A 21,059-nucleotide genomic window follows, 5' to 3' on the forward strand; every position below is an offset into this window, starting at 1 on the left:
TGCGCACAACCGTCACCCCCCTTCGTGTGTCGTGCATAGCGGCGGACTGTGGGCACAATTGGCATGGCTTCGCAGACTGGCCGACAGCGCGCAACGGATGGGGAGGCAGGGACGACGGTGGCGGAACGTAGCACGGCTGCCGTCGACGTGGCCGACAACAGCGGCGAGCAGCCGCTGGCCGCAGATGCGGCCAAGGCCACGGCCGACGGGGTGGACGCCAAGAACGGAAAAGCCTCGGACGGAGCCGTACCCGAAAAGGACGGCGAGCGCGCGGGCGGGGCACCCGCGGCCGCGCCCGAACTGCACAGCGGGCACAAGCTCGCGCGGCGCTACCGCCTGGAGGAGTGCGTCACCCGTCTGGACGGGTTCAGCAGCTGGCGCGCCATGGACGAGAAGCTGCGCCGCGCGGTGGGCGTCCACCTGCTGCCCGCGGACCACCCCAGGGCCCGCAGCGTCCTGGCCGCCGCCCGCTCCTCCGCCCTGCTCGGCGACCCCCGGTTCGTCCAGGTCCTCGACGCCGTGGAGGAGAACGACCTCGTCTACGTCGTCCACGAGTGGCTGCCCGACGCCACCGAACTGACCTCGGTCCTCGCCGCGGGCACCCTCGAACCCCACGAGGCCTACCAGCTGGTCAGCCAGGTCTCCCAGGCCATGGCCGCCGCCCACCGCGAGGGCCTGGCCCACCTGCGCCTGACGCCCAGCGCGATACTGCGCACGTCCACGGGCCAGTACCGCATCCGCGGCCTCGCCGTGAACGCGGCCCTGCGCGGCATCACCAGCGACACCCCGCAGCGGGCGGACACCGAGGCCATCGGCGCCCTGCTGTACGCCTCCCTCACCCAGCGCTGGCCCTACGAGAGCGACGCGTACGGCCTGCGCGGCCTGCCCAAGGGCGTCGGCCTGCTCGCCCCCGACCAGGTCCGCGCCGGCGTCCACCGGGGCCTCGGCGAGCTCGCCATGCGCGCCCTCGCCAACGACGGGGCGACCGCGTCCCGCCAGGAGCCCGCCTGCACCAGCCCCGAGGAGCTGGCCAAGGCCGTCGCCGAGATGCCCCGCATCCGGCCGCCGGAGCCCGCCTTCACCGCGCCTCCCGAGTACCAGCACACCACCTACCAGCAGGGCACGTACGGCCGCCCCGCCCCGGTCGGCCTGCCCCCCACCCAGGCGGTCGCGGCGGTGCCCCCGCCGCCGCTGCAGAGCCGCACCGGGCGCGCCCTGAAGTGGGGCGTCGCCGCCCTGCTGATCGTCGCCCTGGGCCTCGGCAGCTGGCAGCTCGCCGACAGCCTCCTGGAACACGGCAAGTCGGGCGGTGACAACACCCAGACCCAGCAGCAGGGCCCCAACGACGCCGCGCAGAAGAAGGAGCTCAAGCAGCTCTCCATCAAGGGCGCCCAGGAATACGCGCCGGACGGCAGCCCGCAGAACAGCGCGCTCGTCGCCAAGACCTACGACGGGGACACCTCCAGCTACTGGCGGACCAAGAGCTTCACCGACGGCCCCGAGTTCAAGATCAAGGACGGCGTCGGGATCGTCTTCGACCTCGGCTCCGAGCAGGAGGTCAGCGAGGCTTCGATAGCGCTGAAGTACCCGGGCGACCACACCACGCTGACCCTCTACACGGCCGACTCCCTGCACCCCTCCAAGGGCGGGATCGGCTCCATGAAGAAGATCGCGGCCACGACCACCAAGGACACCGGCGTCAAGCTGACCGCCGAGAAGCCGGTCAAGACGCGCTACGTCCTCCTGTGGATCACCGCCATGCCGTACGCCGAGTACGAGGACTACAGCAAGGCCGGCTACAAGCAGGGCATCTCGGACGTGAAGTTCAAGGGCTGAGGCAGGCAGGGGAGGGGGCTCACCGTTGGACGACGCCGCGACCGGCGAGCGCAGCGACCAGGATCTCCTTTCCCTGCACGTCGCCGGCGATCCCGACGCCTTCGGGGAGCTCGTACGCCGTCACCGCGACCGGCTCTGGGCCGTCGCGCTGCGCACCCTCGGCGACCGCGAGGAGGCCGCCGACGCCGTCCAGGACGCCCTGGTCTCCGCCTACCGGGCCGCCCACACCTTCCGGGGCGATTCAGCCGTCACCACCTGGCTGCACCGGATCACCGTGAACGCCTGCCTCGACCGCGCCCGCAAGGCCGCCTCCCGCCGGACCTCGCCACTCGACGACACGGACCGCCTGGAGCGGCTGCTGGAGCCCCACGAGTCCGCCGAGGCACCTGCGGAGCGCCAGGACCTCCACCGCCAGCTCCTGGCCGCCCTCGGCACCCTCCCGGCCGAGCAGCGGGCCGCCCTCGTCCTCGTCGACATGCAGGGATACCCCGTAGCCGACGCCGCCCGGATCCTCGACGTCCCCACCGGAACCGTGAAGAGCCGGTGCGCGCGGGGCCGGGCCAAACTCCTCCCGATGCTCACTCATCTGCGCACGAATGCCGGGGGTAGCACCGCCTCTGAGCGGGGAAGGAACCGGACGCCGGGGACAGCCGTCCCACCTGCGGCAGACCCCAGGAATCCAGAACCGGATCCAGACGCTGTGAAGGGCGGAGGTGGACGACCGTGAGCCCCTCAAGCGGCACGACCGGCACTGCCGGCACGACCTGGCACCCGGAGGTCTCGGAGATCTCCGACCTCACCGAAGGGCTGCTCTCCCCCTCCCGTACCGCCGAGGTGCGCAGCCACCTCGGGGAGTGCGCGCTGTGCGCCGACGTACTCGCCTCCCTTGAGGAGATCCGGTCCCTGCTCGGCACCCTCCCGGGACCGCCGCGCATGCCCTCGTCCATCGCCGGCCGGATCGACGCGGCCCTCGCCGCGGAGGCCCTCCTCGACTCGACGACCCCCCGGGCCGAGGCCACCGTCCCGGAGGCGCACCCCACGGGCGATGTTTCACGTGAAACATCGCGGACGAACGCGGGCGGCTCCGGCCGGAGCGAGGCCCACCGGCCCACCGGTCACCCGTCTGGCCCAACGGGCCCCGGCCGGCGTCGCGCCCGGCGCCGGATCGCCGTCCTCACCGGGCTGGCCGGAGCAGCCGCCTGCGCACTCGCGGTCTTCCTCTTCAACGGGCTGGGCGGCACCGGCTCGCACGACACCGCCACGCGCAACGACACGGCGAGGGCCTCCGCCGACTCCGCCACGCCCGGCGAGTACACGGCCCAGGGGCTCCGCCAGAGCGTCCGGCAGCTGCTCGCCGGCGGGGGCGCCGTGAACACCCCGAAGACCGCACCGGGTGAGACGGACCGGAGCATGGGGCTGCAGAACGTCTCCCCCGGGCTGGCTCCCGCCGACCGACTCGCCTCTCCCGAGGCGGCCCCGGTCCCGCCCTGCGTCCAACAGGCCACCGGCCGCACCGAACCGCCGGTCGCCACCGAGCGCGGCAGTTACCAGGGCACGCCCGTCTACCTCGTCGTACTGCCCCACCCGGACGACGCCTCGCGGGTGGACGCCTATCTCGTGCCCGCCGGCTGTGCGGACAATCCGTCGCAAACACCGGACAAGCCCCTGCTGACCAGTACATATCCCCGCAACTGAGGGGATCACGGGGTGGCCCTCCGCGCGTTGCGGGACTGGAGGGGCAAAGCGGGGAATGTGCGCGCCGTAGGATCCGTTGGGTGGGGTGAGAGTCCGCACCGGCCCCCGGTAGGCAGCACGAAGTCCGCAGAGACGAGGAAAGAACCCGTGAGCGACGTACGAAACGTGATCATCATCGGCTCCGGGCCGGCCGGTTACACGGCCGCCCTGTACACCGCACGCGCTTCGCTCAACCCCCTGGTCTTCGAGGGTGCCGTCACCGCGGGCGGCGCGCTCATGAACACCACCGAGGTCGAGAACTTCCCCGGTTTCCGGGACGGCATCATGGGCCCGGACCTCATGGACAACATGCGCGACCAGGCCGAGCGCTTCGGGGCCGAGCTCGTCCCGGACGACGTCGTCGCCGTGGACCTCACCGGTGAGATCAAGACCGTCACGGACACCGCGGGCACGGTGCACCGCGCCAAGGCCGTCATCGTCACCACCGGCTCCCAGCACCGCAAGCTCGGCCTGCCCAACGAGGACGCCCTCTCCGGCCGCGGCGTCTCGTGGTGCGCCACCTGCGACGGGTTCTTCTTCAAGGACCAGGACATCGCCGTGGTCGGCGGCGGTGACACCGCGATGGAGGAGGCCACCTTCCTCTCCCGGTTCGCCAAGTCCGTGACGATCGTCCACCGCCGTGACAGCCTGCGCGCCTCCAAGACCATGCAGGACCGCGCCTTCGCCGACCCGAAGATCAAGTTCGCCTGGGACAGCGAGGTCGCCGAGATCCACGGCGAGCAGAAGCTCTCCGGCCTCACCCTGCGCAACACCAAGACCGGTGAGACCTCCGAGCTGCCCGTGACCGGCCTGTTCATCGCCGTCGGACACGACCCGCGCACCGAGCTGTTCACCGGTCAGCTCGACCTGGACGACGAGGGCTACCTCAAGGTCGACGCCCCCTCGACGCGCACCAACGTCACCGGCGTGTTCGGCGCGGGCGACGTCGTGGACCACACCTACCGTCAGGCGATCACCGCGGCCGGCACCGGCTGCTCGGCCGCCCTCGACGCGGAGCGCTTCCTCGCGGCGCTCGCGGACGCCGAGCCGGCGACCGCGACCGTCTGACCCGGCTCCATCCCCACACCCCACACCCCGTAGAAGAGAAGGAGGCCGCTGTGGCCGGCACCCTCAAGAATGTGACCGACGCGGACTTCGACGAAGCCGTCCTGCGCAGCGACAAGCCCGTGCTGGTCGACTTCTGGGCCGAGTGGTGCGGCCCGTGCCGCCAGATCGCGCCTTCGCTGGAGGCCATCGCCGCCGAGTACGGCGAGCAGATCGAGATCGTGAAGCTCAACATCGACCAGAACCCGGACACCGCGGCCAAGTACGGCGTCATGTCCATCCCGACCCTGAACGTCTACCAGGGCGGCGAGGTCGTGAAGACCATCGTCGGTGCCAAGCCCAAGGCCGCCATCCTGCGCGACCTGTCGGACTTCGTCGAGCAGGCCTGATCAGCCGCTCCGCGCTGTCGGCAGTGACCACGTGAAACGGGGCCGCCCCTTCAGGGGCGGCCCCGTTCGCATGTCCGGAGGACCCGGACGCGCTCACAGCGGGCGAAGGGCCGGTTCCTTGCGGGCCCGGGCTCCGCCCAACAGGCGGTCCAGGGCCAGCTCCACGTCTTCCTTCCACGACAGCGTCGTGCGCAGCTCCAGCCTCAGCCGGGGGTGGGACGGGTGGGGGCGTACGGTCTTGAAGCCCACCGACAGCAGGTGCTCGGCCGGCAGCAGACAGGCGGGCCGCTCCCACCGCGCTTCGCCGAACGCCTCGATCGCCTTGAACCCCCTCCGCAGCAGGTCCTTCGCGACCGTCTGGACCATCACCCGTCCCAGGCCCTGCCCCTGATATCCCGGCATGATCCAGCCGGTGATCAGCTGCACCGCGTCCGGGGAGACCGGGCTCGTCGGGAAGGAAGCGGCCCTCGGCACATAGGCGGGCGGGGCGTACATCACGAACCCGACCGGGACCTCGTCCACGTAGACCACACGGCCGCAGGAGCCCCAGTCCAGGAGGACGGCCGAGATCCAGGCCTCCTTCTCCAGCTCCGGAGTACCCGCCTTCACGGCGGCCCCGCCGGTGACGGGATCCAGCTCCCAGAACACACAGCTCCGGCAACGCCTGGGCAGGTCCTGGAGGTTGTCCAGCGTGAGCGGTACCAGCCGACGACCCATGCCCACATCGTAAGCACTGCCCCCTGCTTCTTCGAGTGTGGACATCTCGATGGAGCAGGGGGCAGGGAGTGGCACGAGTCAGGGGTACTACTCCCCGGACGGGCCCTGTTCGAGGACGCGGCCCTCACCCGGGGCGAGGGTTCCGAGAATGCGCTCCAGGTCCTCCATCGAAGCGAACTCGACGGTGATCTTGCCCTTCTTCTGGCCCAGATCCACCTTCACGCGCGTCTCGAAGCGGTCCGAGAGACGGGTCGCCAGCTCACTGAGCGCCGGGGACACCCGCGTGCCGGCCCGCGGGCCCTTGGGCTTCACGGTGCTCGACGACTCCGAGCCCATCAGCTGGATGATCTCCTCGACCGAACGCACCGACAGGCCTTCGGCCACGATCCGCTCGGCGAGTCGGAGCTGCTCCCCGAAGTCCTCGACGGATACGAGGGCCCGTGCATGGCCCGCCAGCAGCACACCGGAGGCCACCTTGAGCTGCACGTCGGGCGAGAGCCTCAGCAGCCGCAGGGTGTTGGTGACCTGCGGACGCGAGCGCCCGATCCGGTCCGCCAGCTGGTCGTGGGTGCAGGCGAACTCCTTGAGGAGCTGGTCGTACGCGGCCGCCTCCTCCAGCGGGTTCAGCTGAACCCGGTGCAGGTTCTCCAGGAGGGCGTCCAGCAGGAGCTTGTCGTCGTCCGTCGCCCGGATGATCGCGGGGATGGTCTCCAGCCCCGCCTGTCCGCAGGCACGGAAACGGCGCTCGCCCATGATCAGCTCATAGCGGCCGGGCTCCGTCTCCCGGACCACCACCGGCTGGAGCAGGCCCACCGTCTGGATCGAGGTCACCAGCTCGGCCAGCGCGTCCTCGTCGAGGTGCTGCATGTTGCGCGGCTGCTTCGGGTTCGGCGAGATCGAGTCCAGCGGAAGCTCCGCGAACGTCGCCCCCGCCACCTCGTTGCCCTCAGGCTGCGCGGCCGCCGTCTCCGCCGGCAGCAACGTTTCACGTGAAACATCCGCCTGCACCAACGCGGCGAGCTTCGCCGCGGCGATCCCCCGCTCCGACTGGAGCACCGGCACCGCCGACGGGTTCGTCGACCCGGTACCCACCGACGGCGTCTTCTCCTGGGGAGCGGACGGAATCAGCGCGCCGAGCCCCCGCCCCAGACCCCTACGTCGCTCACTCACTGGATCCCCTCCGCCACACTCTGCGTGCTGTTCATGCCCGCGCCCAGATGGGCGTGCTGGGCTTCGTAATGGATTCCGGCACCCCGCAGCGCGATCTCCCGCGCTGCTTCCAGGTACGACAGGGCACCGCTGGAACCCGGGTCGTACGTGAGAACCGTCTGCCCGTAGCTCGGGGCCTCCGAGATGCGCACCGACCGCGGGATGCTCGTGCGCAGCACTTCCTTGCCGAAGTGCGTGCGCACCTCGTCCGCCACCTGCGAGGCCAGCCGCGTCCTGCCGTCGTACATCGTCAGGAGGATCGTGGAGACGTGCAGGGACGGGTTCAGGTGGGCCCGCACCAGATCGACGTTGCGCAGCAGCTGTCCCAGGCCCTCCAGCGCGTAGTACTCGCACTGGATCGGGATCAGCACCTCGGCGCCGGCCACCATCGCGTTCACCGTCAGGAGGCCCAGCGAGGGCGGGCAGTCGATGAGGATGTAGTCGAGCGGCTGCTCGTACGCCTGGATCGCCCGCTGGAGCCGGCTCTCACGGGCCACCAGCGACACCAGCTCGATCTCCGCACCCGCGAGATCGATCGTGGCCGGGGCGCAGAAGAGCCCTTCCACGTCCACCACCGGCTGTACGACCTCCAGCAGGGGACGGCTGTCCACGAGCACGTCGTAGATGGACGGCACGTCCGCGTGGTGGTCGATGCCCAGTGCGGTGGAGGCGTTGCCCTGCGGGTCGAGGTCGATGACCAGGACGCGTGCACCGTGGAGGGCCAGTGAGGCCGCCAGGTTCACGGTCGTCGTGGTCTTGCCGACGCCGCCCTTCTGGTTGGCCACGACCATGATCCGGGTCTGTGCGGGCCTCGGCAGGGCGGCACCGGTGTGGCCGATCGCCTCGATCGCATGCTGGGCGGCTCGGGCGATCGGGGTGTCCTCGATGTCGTCGTTGTCCACGAGGGGCGGGGACGATGTTTCACGTGAAACATCGTCGCCCGGCGATTCAGAGCGGGGACCGGGGACCGGATCGGCCATCGGCCCCGCGAGGTTGGCGTCGGACCGCACGGTGTCACTCTCCTCGGCAGCGGGCTCGCGATGAACAGAGCCTGCCATGCCACCCGGGTCGCGAACCAGCGGGGCCCGTACTCCTGTGGATGAATCCACCGTTGTGGACAACTCCGTCACCCCCGCGTCCTTGCGGGAGCGGGGAGCCGCAGCAGCACGGCCGCGGCTGATGATTCCGTGCAGCAGAGAGCGACGTTTCACGTGAAACACGATGCCCGGACGGAGTCTTCAGCCCGCTACGACACTCCGAAATCCATACCTATAGGGCCCAACCCGCCCCAAAACGCAGCGCCAGCGGCGTGGTCAGCGGCGCCTGCGCGCGCGCCCCACCCGTGCGGCCTTAGCCCGCTTGGCCGCGAACCTCACCCCACCGGGGCTCTCTCCGACCTCCACCCGGACCACCGTGGACAGCGGGTCGACGACGCCCTCGCCCACGTGGAGGACCGAGGTCTTCACCACACCGAGCTTGGTCAGCGCGACCTTCGCCGCCACCAGCTCCTCCTCGGCGGTGTCGCCCTTCAGGGCCAGCATCTCGCCGTAAGGACGCAGCAGCGGCACGCCCCAGCCCGCGAGCCGGTCCAGCGGCGCCACCGCGCGGGCCGTCACCACGTGCACCGGCTGGAGCTTGCCCAGCACCTCCTCGGCCCGGCCGCGCACCACGGTGACGTGGTCCAGCCCGAGCAGCTCCACGGCTTCCTGGAGGAAGTTCGTCCTGCGCAGCAGGGGCTCCAGCAGGGTGATCTTCAGGTCCCGTCGGACCAGGGCGAGCGGAATGCCGGGCAGGCCGGCGCCCGAGCCCACGTCGCACACGGTGACGCCCTCGGGCACCACCTCGGAGAGGACCGCGCAGTTCAGCAGGTGCCGCTCCCACAGCCGGGGAACCTCGCGCGGCCCGATCAGGCCCCGCTTGACCCCCGCGTCCGCAAGCAGCTCCGCGTACCGCACAGCTTCCGGGAAAAACTCACCGAACACCGCACGCGCCTCTTCGGGCGCCGGGGGCGCCTCTTCAGGCGCCGCGGGAAGCTCCGCTGCCTCCGTCACGGGGACCGTCCTTCCGTACAGAACCGCTCACGCCAAAACCGTGTCGTTCAACCGTGTCGTTCAACTGCCAGGCTTACAAACTTCGGCCCCGCCTGCGACACAGGCGGGGCCGACGCACAACGTTCCGGTCAGGCCGGGAGCACGACGACGAAGCGCTGCGGCTCCTCGCCCTCGGACTCGCTCTTCAGGCCGGCGGCCGCCACGGCGTCGTGGACGACCTTGCGCTCGAAGGGGGTCATCGGGGCCAGCTTCAGAGGCTCGCCCGAGGCCTTCACATCCGCGGCCGCCTTCGCGCCCAGCTCCGCCAGCTCCTCGCGCTTCTTCGCCCGGAAGCCCGCGATGTCCAGCATCAGCCGGCTGCGGTCGCCGGTCTCCCGATGCACGGCGAGGCGGGTCAGCTCCTGGAGGGCCTCCAGGACCTCACCGTCGCGGCCCACGAGCTTCTGCAGGTCGCGGCCGCCCGAGTCGCTGACGATCGACACCGCGGCGCGGTCCGCCTCGACGTCCATGTCGATGTCGCCGTCCAGGTCGGCGATGTCCAGCAGACCCTCAAGGTAGTCGGCCGCGATCTCACCCTCCTGCTCAAGGCGGGTCAGGGTGTCGCCACTCTCAGCGGCGGCGGTGGTGGTGCCTTCCGTCACGGGAGGGACTCCTTCTACTTCTTCGAGGGCTTGCTGGGGGGCGTCTGACGCTTGGACTTCGACTGGCGCTTCGGCTGCTGCCGCTTGGTGGCGACACCGCCGCTCGCCGCGTCCGAGTCGGCCGTGGCCTCAGAACTCTTGATCACGGAGCCGTCCGCCTGCGCGGCCATGCCCTGCTTCGTCAGCGCGGTGATGAACTTCCGCTCGTTGTCGTTGCGGTCCGGGCCCTTGGCCACGATCGCCGCGACGATCTTCTTCTTGCCCCGGCCCTTGACGTCGCCGTGGGTGGTGACGTGCTTCAGCAGGCGGGTCAGGTACTGGTCCTGGGCCTTGCTGCCCGGCGTCGGGTTCTGGTTGATCACGTACATCTGCTGGCCCATGGTCCACACGTTGGTGGTCAGCCAGTAGACGAGGACACCGACGGGGAAGTTGATGCCCATGACGGCGAAGATCACCGGGAAGATGTACATGAGCATCTTCTGCTGCTGCATGAACGGCGTCTTGACCGAGAGGTCCACGTTCTTCTGCATCAGCTGGCGCTGCGTGTAGAACTGCGACAGCGACATCATGACGATCATGACCGCGGTCACGATGCGCACGTTGGTGATCGAGGCGTCCAGGGCCGCGACCTTCTCGGCGCTGTCCATGAACTTGGCGGCCAGCGGGGCGCCGAAGATGTGCGCCTGGCGGGCGCTCTCCAGCAGCGGCTGGTTGATCACGCCGATGGTCTTGCCGTTGGCGATGCTCGCGAGCACGTGGTAGAGCGCGAAGAAGAACGGGGACTGCGCCAGGATGGGAAGGCACGAGGAGAGCGGGTTGGTACCCGTCTCCTTGTACAGCTTCATCATCTCTTCGGACTGACGCTGCTTGTCGTTCTTGTAGCGCTCCTGGATCGCCTTCATCTTCGGCTGGAGCGCCTGCATGCCACGCGTCGCCTTGATCTGCTTCACGAAGAGCGGGATCAGACAGATGCGGATCAGGACCACCAGCGACACGATGGACAGGCCCCAGGCCCATCCACTGTCCGCACCGAAGATCGCGCCGTAGACCTTGTGGAACTGGACGATGATCCACGACACGGGTGTGGTGATAAAGCTGAACAGACTGGCAATCGTGTCCACTAATCAGGCTCCTTGAGCATTGCGAGATCTACGCAACGCACTGCGCAGCTGCTCGTGCCAACGCGGGCGTTTCCGGGGTGGGACATGATCCACACCACCCGGGGACCACGGATTGCACCGCAGGATCCGCCAGGCGGTCAGAGCCGTCCCCTTCACCGCACCATGCCGGTCGATGGCCGTGAACCCGTAGTGCGAGCACGAGGGGTAATAGCGGCACACCGGCCCGAGCAGCGGACTGATCGTCCACTGGTACAGCTTGATCAAAGCGAGCAGCGGGTACTTCATCGAGCCACGCCTCCCAGCAGCCGCGCCAAGGCGGCGTCCAGGTCACGGGCCAGCTCGTCGACGCCGGCGTCAGCGGCTCCGGGCAGGGCCCGCACCACCACCAGGCTACCGGCGGGCAGCTGAGCCAGCCGATCACGTACGAGATGGCGGAGCCGGCGCTTGACCCGGTTGCGGACGACCGCGATGCCGACAGCCTTGCTGACGACGAAACCCGCACGCGGCGAGGGATCGACATCCCCCGGCTCGTGCGGGTCCGTTGCACCGCTTGTACGTAGGTGGACGACGAGGAGCGGGCGACCTGCCCGGCGCCCTCGGCGCACCGCGCTCGCGAAGTCCTCGCGCCGCCTCAGCCGATTTTCGGGAGACAGCACGACGTCACGACCTGCGCGTTGTTACGCGGAAAGGGCGGAACGGCCCTTGCTGCGACGGTTCGCGAGGATCGCGCGACCGGCACGGGTACGCATCCGCAGACGGAAGCCGTGGGTCTTGGCACGACGGCGGTTGTTCGGCTGGAAGGTGCGCTTGCTCACTCGGGGGCTCCAGAGAATGAATCGTTGTGGCGGTACATCGCCTGGCTGTCACCGTGCGCCCACGAGGAACTCGCGTGTTCGCCCGAGTGGACACCGCTAAATGATCACAATCAGTGACCTTCGCCCATCGGTAGGCAGGCGGCAGCAGCCATCGACAACTCGACCTCGTTACGGTACGCGCGGCTACGCCATCCGGTCAAACCGAGTGGCCCCTGCCGCACACTGTGCACAGGCTGTGGACAACGACTTGAACCCTACCCACCGGCCTGACTACCGTTGCCTGATCCCGGATTTTTTGTCCCGACCGTCCCAAAGAACCACACATTCGTGGGACCGGGACCTGTGAGAGAGCGTGCTCTGTGGCTGACGTACCTGCCGATCTTGCCGCAGTGTGGCCACGCGTGCTCGAGAAGCTGCTCGGGGAGGGCCAGCAGGGGATCGAGCCCAAGGACAAGCAGTGGGTGGAACGATGCCAGCCGCTGGCCCTCGTGGCCGACACCGCCCTGCTCGCCGTCCCCAATGAGTGGGGCAAGCGGGTCCTGGAAGGCCGTCTCGCCCCGCTGATCAGCGACGCCCTGAGCCGCGAGTGCGGCCGCCCGATCCGGATCGCCATCACCGTGGACGACTCGGCGGGCGAGCCCGCACCGTCCGCCCCGCCCGCCCCCTCCCCGCGCGAGGGCTACGAGCCGTACGGCGGCCAGCGCCCCGGCGCCGGTCCCGGCGAGGACCAGCTCCCGACCGCTCGCCCCGCGTACCCGGAGTACCAGCAGCCGCGCCAGGAGCCCGGCTCCTGGCCCCGCGGCGGCCAGGACGAGTACGGCTGGCAGCAGCAGCGCCTCGGCGGCTTCCCCGAGCGCGACCCCTACGCCACCCCGCAGCCCGGATACCTCCAGCAGTCCGAGCCCGGCGGCTACGACCAGGGCGGCTACGAGCAGCAGAAGTACGAGCAGCCCGGCTACGACTCCTCCTCTTCTTACGAACCGCAGCAGTACGAGCCGCAGAAGTACGAACCCCAGCCGTACGAGCCCCAGAAGTACGAGCCGCCGCAGTACGAGCAGTCGGCCCCGCGCCCCGCGCCCGGCCGGCCGACGCCCGCGCCGCCGCCGTCGGCGCCCTCCGGCGGTTCGACTTCGGGCCCGCTGGAGCCGACCGCCCGGCTGAACCCCAAGTACCTCTTCGACACCTTCGTCATCGGCGCCTCCAACCGCTTCGCGCACGCCGCCGCGGTGGCCGTCGCCGAGGCGCCGGCGAAGGCGTACAACCCCCTCTTCGTCTACGGGGAGTCGGGCCTCGGCAAGACGCACCTGCTGCACGCCATCGGGCACTACGCGCGGAGCCTCTACCCCGGCACCCGCGTGCGGTACGTGAGCTCGGAGGAGTTCACCAACGAGTTCATCAACTCCATCCGCGACGGCAAGGGCGACGCCTTCCGCAAGCGGTACCGGGAGATGGACATCCTGCTGGTCGACGACATCCAGTTCCTCGCGAGCAAGGAGTCGACGCAGGAGGAGTTCTTCCACACCTTCAACACGCTCCACAACGCCAACAAGCAGATCGTGCTGTCCTCCGACCGGCCGCCCAAGCAGCTCGTCACCCTGGAGGACCGGCTCCGCAACCGCTTCGAGTGGGGCCTGATCACCGACGTCCAGCCGCCCGAGCTGGAGACCCGCATCGCGATCCTGCGCAAGAAGGCCGTCCAGGAGCAGCTCAACGCCCCGCCGGAGGTACTGGAGTTCATCGCCTCCCGCATCTCGCGCAACATCCGCGAGCTGGAGGGGGCGCTGATCCGCGTCACCGCCTTCGCGAGCCTGAACCGCCAGCCGGTGGACCTCGGGCTCACCGAGGACGTCCTCAAGAACCTGATCCCGGGCGGCGAGGACAGCGCGCCCGAGATCACCGCCTCCGACATCATGGCGGCCACCGCCGACTACTTCGGGCTGACCGTGGACGACCTGTGCGGCTCCTCGCGCAGCCGGGTCCTCGTCACCGCCCGGCAGATCGCGATGTACCTGTGCCGCGAGCTGACGGACCTCTCGCTGCCGAAGATCGGCGCCCAGTTCGGCGGGCGGGACCACACGACCGTCATGCACGCGGACCGCAAGATCCGCGCCCTGATGGCCGAACGGCGCTCCATCTACAACCAGGTCACGGAGCTCACCAACCGCATCAAGAACGGCTGACGACGGCCCCACAGGGGCCGGCTGGCGGTCCCTCAAACCTCAGGACAGGGCGCTTCCGGATCGAACCGGGGGCGCCCTTCTTCGTCCGTGCGCCCCTGCTCTGTTCGAATGCGCCCCCGGGAGGGCCCGTCATCCACAGATTCCCCAGGTTTCTTCCGTCCACAGCCTGAGGACAGTCCACATCGCCCACAATCTGTCCACAGGGGCGCCGGTTGAGGCCCCATCAGGCCAGGTCAGGCAGCTGTGGATTTGTGAACAAGTGTCATCCACAGGCTGTGGACAGAAAAATCATCCACAGGCTCATCCACTCCTTTGTCCACCGCCGCCCCACAGGTTCCCGCATCCTGTGCACAGGTTCCCGACGGTTCTCCACACCGTTGTCCACTGTTCGGCAACGGCACACCCCGCATCACCGCCCCGAGTGAAAGCGGTCACACGGATGTCGACGTTTGGTCTGTGGACTTCTGGGGAAAAGCTGGGGACACACCTGTGGAGTAGTGAGGGTCACCTGGGGACGACCTGTGCAGAACTTTCCGTTCTCCACAGACACCCCCGGTTGTCCACCGGTCCCACCCACAGGGTGTGGGGATAAAAAACGCGGGTTGACCTGGGAAAACGGGCTTATCCACCGTTTCCACAGGCCCTACTACTACCCCCATGGAGAGTTAGGCCGGTTTCGGTTTTCAAGCGGGTCCTGTGCACAACTCGCCGGACGGCCGTCCCGACTCCTCGCTCCCGACTTGACCGCCAGCCGCGACGACTGTCGGCGCCGTACGTCAGACTGGTCCCCGGCATCGGTCGAGGCATCGACGGGCCGACGACGAAGGCCGGCAGACGAGCGAGCAACAGCAGGAGGCGGTTCCGGTGAAGATCCGGGTGGAGCGCGACGTACTCGCGGAGGCGGTGGCCTGGGCTGCACGCAGCCTCCCGGCCCGGCCGCCGGTGCCCGTACTCGCGGGCCTGCTGCTGAAGGCCGAGGAGGGCACCCTGTCCCTCTCCGGCTTCGACTACGAGGTCTCGGCCCGCGTCTCCGTCGAGGCGGACGTGGAGGAGGACGGCACCGTCCTCGTCTCCGGCCGGCTCCTCGCCGACATCTGCCGCGCCCTCCCCAACCGCCCGGTGGAGATTTCCACAGACGGTGTACGGGCGACCGTGGTCTGCGGCTCCTCGCGGTTCACACTCCACACCCTGCCTGTGGAGGAGTACCCGGCGCTCCCGCAGATGCCGACCGCGACCGGCACCGTGCCCGGCGAGGTCTTCGCCTCCGCCGCCGCACAGGTCGCCATCGCCGCCGGCCGCGACGACACGCTCCCCGTGCTGACCGGTGTCCGCATCGAGATCGAGGGCGACCGCGTCACCCTGGCCTCCACCGACCGCTACCGCTTCGCGGTCCGCGAGTTCCTGTGGAAGCCGGAGAACCCGGAGGCCTCGGCCGTGGCCCTGGTGCCCGCCAAGACCCTCCTCGACACCGCCAAGTCCCTCACCAGCGGCGACACCGTCACCCTGGCGCTCTCCGGCTCCGGCCAGGGCGAGGGCCTCATCGGCTTCGAGGGCGCGGGCCGCCGCACCACCACCCGCCTGCTCGAAGGCGACCTGCCGAAGTACCGCACCCTCTTCCCGACGGAGTTCAACTCCGTCGCCGTGATCGAGACCGCCCCGTTCGTCGAGGCCGTCAAGCGCGTGGCCCTGGTCGCCGAGCGCAACACCCCGGTCCGCCTCAGCTTCGAGCAGGGCGTGCTGATCCTGGAAGCGGGCTCCAGCGACGATGCACAGGCTGTGGAACGCGTCGACGCGAACCTCGAGGGCGACGACATCTCGATCGCCTTCAACCCCACCTTCCTGCTGGACGGCCTGAGCGCCATCGACTCGCCCGCCGCCCAGCTCAGCTTCACCACGTCCACCAAGCCCGCGCTGCTCAGCGGCCGGCCCGCGGTCGACGCGGAGGCCGACGAGGCCTACAAGTACCTGATCATGCCGGTCCGCCTCTCCGGCTGACCCGCTCCCGCCGTACGACGGCACCGGGCCCGGTCTCGCAGCCGCGAGTGCCGGGCCCGGCGCCGTCCGGAGCGGCCCGACGCCATGGCCCGGCGTAGGCTCGGACCCGGCGGGCGACCCAGGAGAAACGACCGGAACCCACCGGTACCGGGGAAGCCCCGTACAGACGGCCCCAACGCTTAAGGAACCCACCTGATGGAGCTCGGTCTCGTCGGTCTCGGCAAGATGGGCGGCAACATGCGCGAGCGCATCCGCCGCGCAGGCCACACCGTCATCGGATACGACCGCAACCCGGACCTCGCCGATGTCCACAGCCTGCAGGAGCTTGTGGACGGCCTGCAGTCCCCCCGCGTCGTGTGGGTGATGGTCCCGGCCGGGGCCGCGACGCAGTCCACCGTCGACGAGCTCGCCGAGCTGCTCTCCCCCGGCGACATCGTCGTCGACGGCGGCAACTCGCGCTGGACCGACGACGAGAAGCACGCCGAGGAACTGAAGGCCAAGGGCATCGGCTTCGTCGACTGCGGCGTCTCCGGCGGCGTCTGGGGCCTGGAGAACGGCTACGCGCTGATGTACGGCGGCGACGAGAAGGACGTCGCCGTGGTCCAGCCGATCTTCGACGCGCTCAAGCCCGAGGGCGACTTCGGCTCCGTGCACGCCGGCAAGGTCGGCGCGGGCCACTTCGCGAAGATGGTCCACAACGGCATCGAGTACGCCATGATGCAGGCCTACGCCGAGGGCTGGGAGCTCCTGGAGAAGGTCGACTCCGTCACCGACGTCCGCGAGGTCTTCCGGTCCTGGCAGGAAGGCACGGTCATCCGTTCCTGGCTGCTGGACCTCGCCGTCAACGCGCTGGACGAGGACGAGCACCTCGACGGGCTCAAGGGCTTCGCCCAGGACTCGGGCGAGGGCCGCTGGACCGTCGAGGCGGCCATCGACAACGCGGTCCCGCTGCCGGCGATCACGGCCTCGCTGTTCGCCCGGTTCGCGTCCCGCCAGGACGACTCGCCGCAGATGAAGATGATCGCCGCGCTGCGCAACCAGTTCGGCGGCCACGCGGTCGAGAAGAAGTAAGCGCACCACAGCACCACACAGCACAGCAGGAAGCCGGGGGAGGTCGGCGCCGCATGCACGTTACGCATCTCTCGTTGGCCGACTTCCGCTCGTACGCCCGGGCCGAGGTCCCCCTCGCCCCGGGCGTCACGGCTTTCGTGGGCCCCAACGGCCAGGGCAAGACGAACCTCGTCGAGGCCATCGGCTACCTCGCCACCCTGGGCAGCCACCGCGTCTCCTCGGACGCCCCGCTCGTCCGCATGGGCGCCGACCGGGCGGTCATCCGGGCCGCGGTCACCCAGGGCGAACGACAGCAGCTGGTCGAGCTCGAACTGAACCCGGGACGCGCCAACCGCGCCCGCATCAACCGGTCCTCGCAGGTCAGACCCCGTGACGTGCTGGGGATCGTACGCACCGTGCTGTTCGCCCCCGAGGACCTCGCCCTGGTCAAGGGCGACCCCGGCGAGCGGCGCCGCTTCCTCGACGAGCTCGTGACCGCCCGCTCCCCGCGGATGGCGGCGGTCCGCTCCGACTACGAGCGCGTCCTCAAGCAGCGCAACACCCTCCTGAAGTCCGCCGCCATGGCCCGACGCCACGGCGGCCGCTCCATGGACCTCTCCACCCTCGACGTCTGGGACCAGCACCTCGCCCGCGCCGGGGCCGAGCTCCTCGCCCAGCGCCTCGACCTGATCGCCACCCTGCTGCCGCTCGCCGACAAGGCGTACGAGCAGCTCGCGCCCGGCGGCGGCCCGCTCGCCCTCGCGTACAAGTCCTCCGCCGGCGACCCGGTCGACAGCGGCGCCGCCCGCACCCGCGAGGAGCTCTACGAGGTCCTGCTCGGCGCCCTGTCCGAGGTCCGCAAGCAGGAGATCGAGCGCGGGGTGACCCTGGCCGGGCCGCACCGCGACGACCTCCTGCTGCGCCTGGGCGAACTCCCCGCGAAGGGGTACGCCAGCCACGGCGAGTCCTGGTCGTACGCGCTGGCCCTGCGCCTGGCCTCGTACGAGCTGCTGCGCTCGGAGGGCGCGGAGCCGGTGCTGATCCTGGACGACGTCTTCGCGGAGCTGGACGCGCGCCGCCGCGAGCGGCTCGCGGAGCTGGTGGCGGGCGGCGAACAGGTGCTCGTGACGGCGGCGGTCGACGACGACGTTCCCGGCGTGCTGACGGGCACGCGCTTCGGGGTGTCCGGCGGTGAGGTGACCCGGCTGTGAACGACGCCGAGAAGCACGAGCGCAAGGCCCCGGAGCCCTCCGGGGTGGACCTGGCCCGCCAGGCCCTCGCGGCCGCGCGCGAGCAGGCCCGCGCGCGGGGCAACGCGGTCGGCGGGAAGCAGCGCCGGCAGCAGCCCGGGCTGCGCTCGGGGGCCCGCGCCGACGGCCGGGACCCGATGCCGCTGATGGCGGCCCTGGACCGGCTGCGCACCGAGCGCGGCTGGGAGATGCCGATCGCGGTCGCCGGGGTGATGGAGCGCTGGGCGGAGATCGTCGGGCCGGAGATCGCGGCCCACTGTGAACCGGAACGCTACGAGGAGCGTGAACTCCTCGTACGGTGCGATTCCTCGGCCTGGGCCGCGCAGCTGAAGCTGCTGGCCCCGCAGCTGGTGGCGCGGCTGAACGCGGAACTCGGACAGGGCACGGTCCGGCTGATCAAGGTGCAGGGCCCGGGCGGCCGCCCCAAGCGGTACGGGCCGTTGCGGGCGCCGGGCAGCACGGGGCCCGGCGACACCTACGGCTGACCGGTTCCGGCCACCTGGCAGGTTCCGCGACCGTACGGGTTCCGGCCAGCGGCGAAGGCCGGAGGAGAAGGCCGGACGAGAAGCCCGCAGAGCAGGCCGCAGGACGGCCCGCGAGGCCCGGTGGCGGCCCTCCCCAGGACGGGGGACAGGCCGGGGAGGCGCCCCCGGCATGCCCCGCGACGCCCCGGCCGGAGCCTCCCGGAGGGGCCGGCGCGGGTGGCGTCCCTCACGGTAGTGGAAGGTTGACAGGCCGAAGCGCTGGACGCCCGCGTGAGCCTCTTTGAGCCCCTCCCCGAATATGGGGAGTCTCAGAGAGGAGGTTCAGGGCGGCACATGCGGACTCAGGCACCGGCAAACCCCCATTCATGTCAGTGGTACCGGTAGACTGGAAGCAATCCCGCCCGATCCGCGGGAGACAGCACGACAACGCAGACAACGCAGATCGACGCGGCCGCTCCCGCCGGCGCACACGCTGGTCCGGAGTACGGGCTGCGCTGTGCCAGAAAGGGCGCTTCGTGGCCGATTCCGGCGACTCCAACGAGAAGAATTACGACGCCAGTGCGATCCAGGTCCTCGAGGGCCTGGACGCCGTGCGCAAGCGGCCGGGTATGTACATCGGCTCGACGGGCGAGCGCGGCCTGCACCACCTGGTCCAGGAGGTCGTCGACAACTCGGTCGACGAGGCCATGGCCGGGCACGCGGACACGATCCACGTGACGATCCTCGCCGACGGCGGCGTGCGAGTGGTCGACAACGGCCGCGGCATCCCGGTCGGCATCGTGCCGTCCGAGGGGAAGCCGGCCGTCGAGGTCGTCCTGACGGTGCTGCACGCGGGCGGCAAGTTCGGCGGCGGCGGCTACGCGGTCTCCGGTGGTCTGCACGGCGTCGGCGTGTCCGTCGTGAACGCCCTGTCGACCAAGGTCGCGGTCGAGGTCAAGACGGACGGCTACCGCTGGACCCAGGACTACAAGCTCGGCGTGCCGACGGCGCCGCTGGCCAGGAACGAGGAGACCGACGAGCACGGCACGTCGGTGACGTTCTGGGCCGACGGCGACATCTTCGAGACCACCGAGTACTCCTTCGAGACGCTGTCGCGGCGCTTCCAGGAGATGGCCTTCCTCAACAAGGGCCTGACCCTGACGCTGACCGACGAGCGCGAGTCGGCGAAGGCCACGGCGGACGCCGACAACCCCGACGCGGACGCGCAGGAGCCCAAGGCCCGCACGGTCAAGTACCACTACGAGGGCGGCATCGTCGACTTCGTGAAGTACCTGAACTCGCGCAAGGGCGAGCTGATCCACCCGACCGTCATCGACGTCGAGGCCGAGGACAAGGAGCGCATGCTCTCGGTCGAGATCGCGATGCAGTGGAACTCGCAGTACAGCGAGGGCGTGTACTCCTTCGCGAACACGATCCACACGCACGAGGGCGGCACCCACGAAGAGGGCTTCCGCGCCGCGCTGACCGGCCTGGTCAACCGCTACGCGCGCGACAAGAAGCTGCTCCGCGAGAAGGACGACAACCTCGCCGGCGAGGACATCCGCGAGGGTCTGACGGCGATCATCTCGGTCAAGCTGGGCGAGCCCCAGTTCGAGGGCCAGACGAAGACCAAGCTGGGCAACACGGAGGCCAAGACCTTCGTGCAGAAGGTCGTCCACGAGCACCTGAACGACTGGTTCGACCGCAACCCGGTCGAGGCCGCGGACATCGTCCGCAAGGCCATCCAGGCGGCCACGGCCCGCGTCGCGGCCCGCAAGGCCCGCGACCTGACCCGCCGCAAGGGCCTGCTGGAGAGCGCCTCGCTGCCGGGCAAGCTGTCCGACTGCCAGTCGAACGACCCGACCAAGTGCGAGATCTTCATCGTCGAGGGCGACTCCGCCGGCGGCTCCGCGAAGTCCGGCCGCAACCCGATGTACCAGGCCATCCTGCCCATCCGCGGCAAGATCCTGAACGTCGAGAAGGCCCGCATCGACAAGATCCTCCAGAACACCGAGGTCCAGGCGCTGATCAGCGCCTTCGGCACCGGTGTCCACGAGGACTTCGACATCGAGAAGCTCCGCTATCACAAGATCATCCTGATGGCGGACGCCGACGTCGACGGCCAGCACATCAACACCCTGCTGCTGACCTTCCTCTTCCGCTTCATGCGCCCGCTGGTCGAGGCCGGTCACGTGTACCTGTCCCGCCCGCCGCTCTACAAGATCAAGTGGGGCCGCGACGACTTCGAGTACGCGTACTCGGACCGCGAGCGCGACGCACTGGTCGAGCTCGGCAAGCAGAACGGCAAGCGCATCAAGGAAGACTCGATCCAGCGCTTCAAGGGTCTGGGCGAGATGAACGCCGAGGAGCTGCGCGTCACCACCATGGACGTGGACCACCGCGTGCTCGGCCAGGTCACGCTCGACGACGCGGCGCAGGCCGACGACCTGTTCTCGGTGCTGATGGGTGAGGACGTCGAGGCGCGGCGCTCCTTCATCCAGCGCAACGCCAAGGACGTCCGCTTCCTCGACATCTGAGTCGG

The 21,059-nt window shown here is 69.9% G+C and carries 20 protein-coding genes; 11 read left to right on the plus strand and 9 right to left on the minus strand.

The genetic code is table 11. The features are described 5' to 3' along the window. The first annotated feature begins 117 nt into the window (after window positions 1-117). The 5 genes from OG553_RS16775 to trxA all read left to right on the plus strand — a co-directional run bounded on the left by OG553_RS16775 (window position 118) and on the right by trxA (window position 5,024). A complete protein-coding gene (locus OG553_RS16775; RefSeq protein WP_405979748.1) occupies window positions 118-1,836 on the plus strand; it encodes a protein kinase family protein in 1,719 nt (572 codons plus the stop codon). 25 nt (window positions 1,837-1,861) lie between these two features. Further along, a complete protein-coding gene (gene sigM, locus OG553_RS16780; protein WP_405979749.1) occupies window positions 1,862-2,563 on the plus strand; it encodes an RNA polymerase sigma factor SigM in 702 nt (233 codons plus the stop codon). After that, on the plus strand, window positions 2,560-3,531 hold the full coding sequence (locus tag OG553_RS16785) for an anti-sigma factor family protein (protein ID WP_405979750.1): 972 nt from the start codon (window positions 2,560-2,562) through the stop codon (window positions 3,529-3,531). Before sigM ends, OG553_RS16785 begins: the two co-directional genes overlap by 4 nt. A 147-nt stretch (window positions 3,532-3,678) precedes the next feature. After that, entirely contained in the window at window positions 3,679-4,638 is a 960-nt protein-coding gene (gene trxB / locus OG553_RS16790) for a thioredoxin-disulfide reductase (RefSeq protein ID WP_401245700.1), read from the plus strand. 50 nt (window positions 4,639-4,688) lie between these two features. Further along, entirely contained in the window at window positions 4,689-5,024 is a 336-nt protein-coding gene (gene trxA, locus OG553_RS16795; protein WP_405979751.1) for a thioredoxin, read from the plus strand. 93 nt (window positions 5,025-5,117) lie between these two features. Here the strand turns inward: trxA and OG553_RS16800 are convergent, their stop codons facing one another. The 9 genes from OG553_RS16800 to rpmH all read right to left on the minus strand — a co-directional run bounded on the left by OG553_RS16800 (window position 5,118) and on the right by rpmH (window position 11,578). Next, complete coding sequence (locus OG553_RS16800; protein WP_405979752.1) at window positions 5,118-5,741, minus strand: GNAT family N-acetyltransferase; 624 nt, start codon at window positions 5,739-5,741, stop codon at window positions 5,118-5,120. Window positions 5,742-5,828: 87 nt separating this feature from the next. Next, window positions 5,829-6,911 (minus strand): ParB/RepB/Spo0J family partition protein, encoded by a 1,083-nt coding sequence (locus tag OG553_RS16805; protein WP_405979753.1) that lies wholly within the window; start codon window positions 6,909-6,911, stop codon window positions 5,829-5,831. Next, window positions 6,908-8,008 carry a ParA family protein gene (locus OG553_RS16810; protein WP_405979754.1) on the minus strand — a complete coding sequence of 367 codons (1,101 nt, stop codon included), beginning with the start codon at window positions 8,006-8,008 and terminating at the stop codon, window positions 6,908-6,910. Before OG553_RS16810 ends, OG553_RS16805 begins: the two co-directional genes overlap by 4 nt. A 255-nt stretch (window positions 8,009-8,263) precedes the next feature. Then, window positions 8,264-9,001 (minus strand): 16S rRNA (guanine(527)-N(7))-methyltransferase RsmG, encoded by a 738-nt coding sequence (gene rsmG / locus OG553_RS16815; RefSeq protein ID WP_405979755.1) that lies wholly within the window; start codon window positions 8,999-9,001, stop codon window positions 8,264-8,266. 128 nt (window positions 9,002-9,129) lie between these two features. Beyond that, window positions 9,130-9,642, minus strand: coding sequence for a protein jag (locus tag OG553_RS16820; RefSeq protein ID WP_405979756.1), 513 nt, complete (start codon window positions 9,640-9,642; stop codon window positions 9,130-9,132). 14 nt (window positions 9,643-9,656) lie between these two features. Further along, window positions 9,657-10,763, minus strand: coding sequence for a membrane protein insertase YidC (yidC, locus tag OG553_RS16825; RefSeq protein WP_405979757.1), 1,107 nt, complete (start codon window positions 10,761-10,763; stop codon window positions 9,657-9,659). 3 nt (window positions 10,764-10,766) lie between these two features. Beyond that, window positions 10,767-11,048, minus strand: coding sequence for a membrane protein insertion efficiency factor YidD (yidD, locus tag OG553_RS16830; protein WP_007265231.1), 282 nt, complete (start codon window positions 11,046-11,048; stop codon window positions 10,767-10,769). Further along, window positions 11,045-11,419 carry a ribonuclease P protein component gene (gene rnpA / locus OG553_RS16835; RefSeq protein ID WP_125595682.1) on the minus strand — a complete coding sequence of 125 codons (375 nt, stop codon included), beginning with the start codon at window positions 11,417-11,419 and terminating at the stop codon, window positions 11,045-11,047. The genes yidD and rnpA overlap by 4 nt, the downstream gene beginning before the upstream one ends. A 21-nt stretch (window positions 11,420-11,440) precedes the next feature. After that, window positions 11,441-11,578 carry a 50S ribosomal protein L34 gene (rpmH, locus tag OG553_RS16840; RefSeq protein WP_007265229.1) on the minus strand — a complete coding sequence of 46 codons (138 nt, stop codon included), beginning with the start codon at window positions 11,576-11,578 and terminating at the stop codon, window positions 11,441-11,443. 359 nt (window positions 11,579-11,937) lie between these two features. Here rpmH and dnaA point away from each other — a divergent pair, with 359 nt between their 5' ends. The 6 genes from dnaA to gyrB all read left to right on the plus strand — a co-directional run bounded on the left by dnaA (window position 11,938) and on the right by gyrB (window position 21,054). Beyond that, window positions 11,938-13,758 (plus strand): chromosomal replication initiator protein DnaA, encoded by a 1,821-nt coding sequence (dnaA, locus tag OG553_RS16845; RefSeq protein ID WP_405979758.1) that lies wholly within the window; start codon window positions 11,938-11,940, stop codon window positions 13,756-13,758. Between the two features lie 864 nt (window positions 13,759-14,622). Continuing rightward, window positions 14,623-15,753 (plus strand): DNA polymerase III subunit beta, encoded by a 1,131-nt coding sequence (gene dnaN, locus OG553_RS16850; RefSeq protein WP_007265226.1) that lies wholly within the window; start codon window positions 14,623-14,625, stop codon window positions 15,751-15,753. A gap of 195 nt (window positions 15,754-15,948) precedes the next feature. After that, on the plus strand, window positions 15,949-16,824 hold the full coding sequence (gene gnd / locus OG553_RS16855) for a phosphogluconate dehydrogenase (NAD(+)-dependent, decarboxylating) (protein WP_405979759.1): 876 nt from the start codon (window positions 15,949-15,951) through the stop codon (window positions 16,822-16,824). A 53-nt stretch (window positions 16,825-16,877) separates the two neighbouring features. Further along, the gene (recF, locus tag OG553_RS16860) at window positions 16,878-18,014 is read left to right on the plus strand and encodes a DNA replication/repair protein RecF (RefSeq protein WP_405979760.1); all 1,137 of its coding nucleotides are present in this window, start codon (window positions 16,878-16,880) and stop codon (window positions 18,012-18,014) included. Then, window positions 18,011-18,538 carry a DUF721 domain-containing protein gene (locus OG553_RS16865; protein WP_405979761.1) on the plus strand — a complete coding sequence of 176 codons (528 nt, stop codon included), beginning with the start codon at window positions 18,011-18,013 and terminating at the stop codon, window positions 18,536-18,538. The genes recF and OG553_RS16865 overlap by 4 nt, the downstream gene beginning before the upstream one ends. 494 nt (window positions 18,539-19,032) lie before the next feature. Further along, complete coding sequence (gyrB, locus tag OG553_RS16870) at window positions 19,033-21,054, plus strand: DNA topoisomerase (ATP-hydrolyzing) subunit B (protein WP_405983058.1); 2,022 nt, start codon at window positions 19,033-19,035, stop codon at window positions 21,052-21,054. Window positions 21,055-21,059 lie beyond the last annotated feature (5 nt).

Source organism: Streptomyces sp. NBC_00158 (assembly GCF_045160885.1).
Lineage (GTDB): Bacteria > Actinomycetota > Actinomycetes > Streptomycetales > Streptomycetaceae > Streptomyces.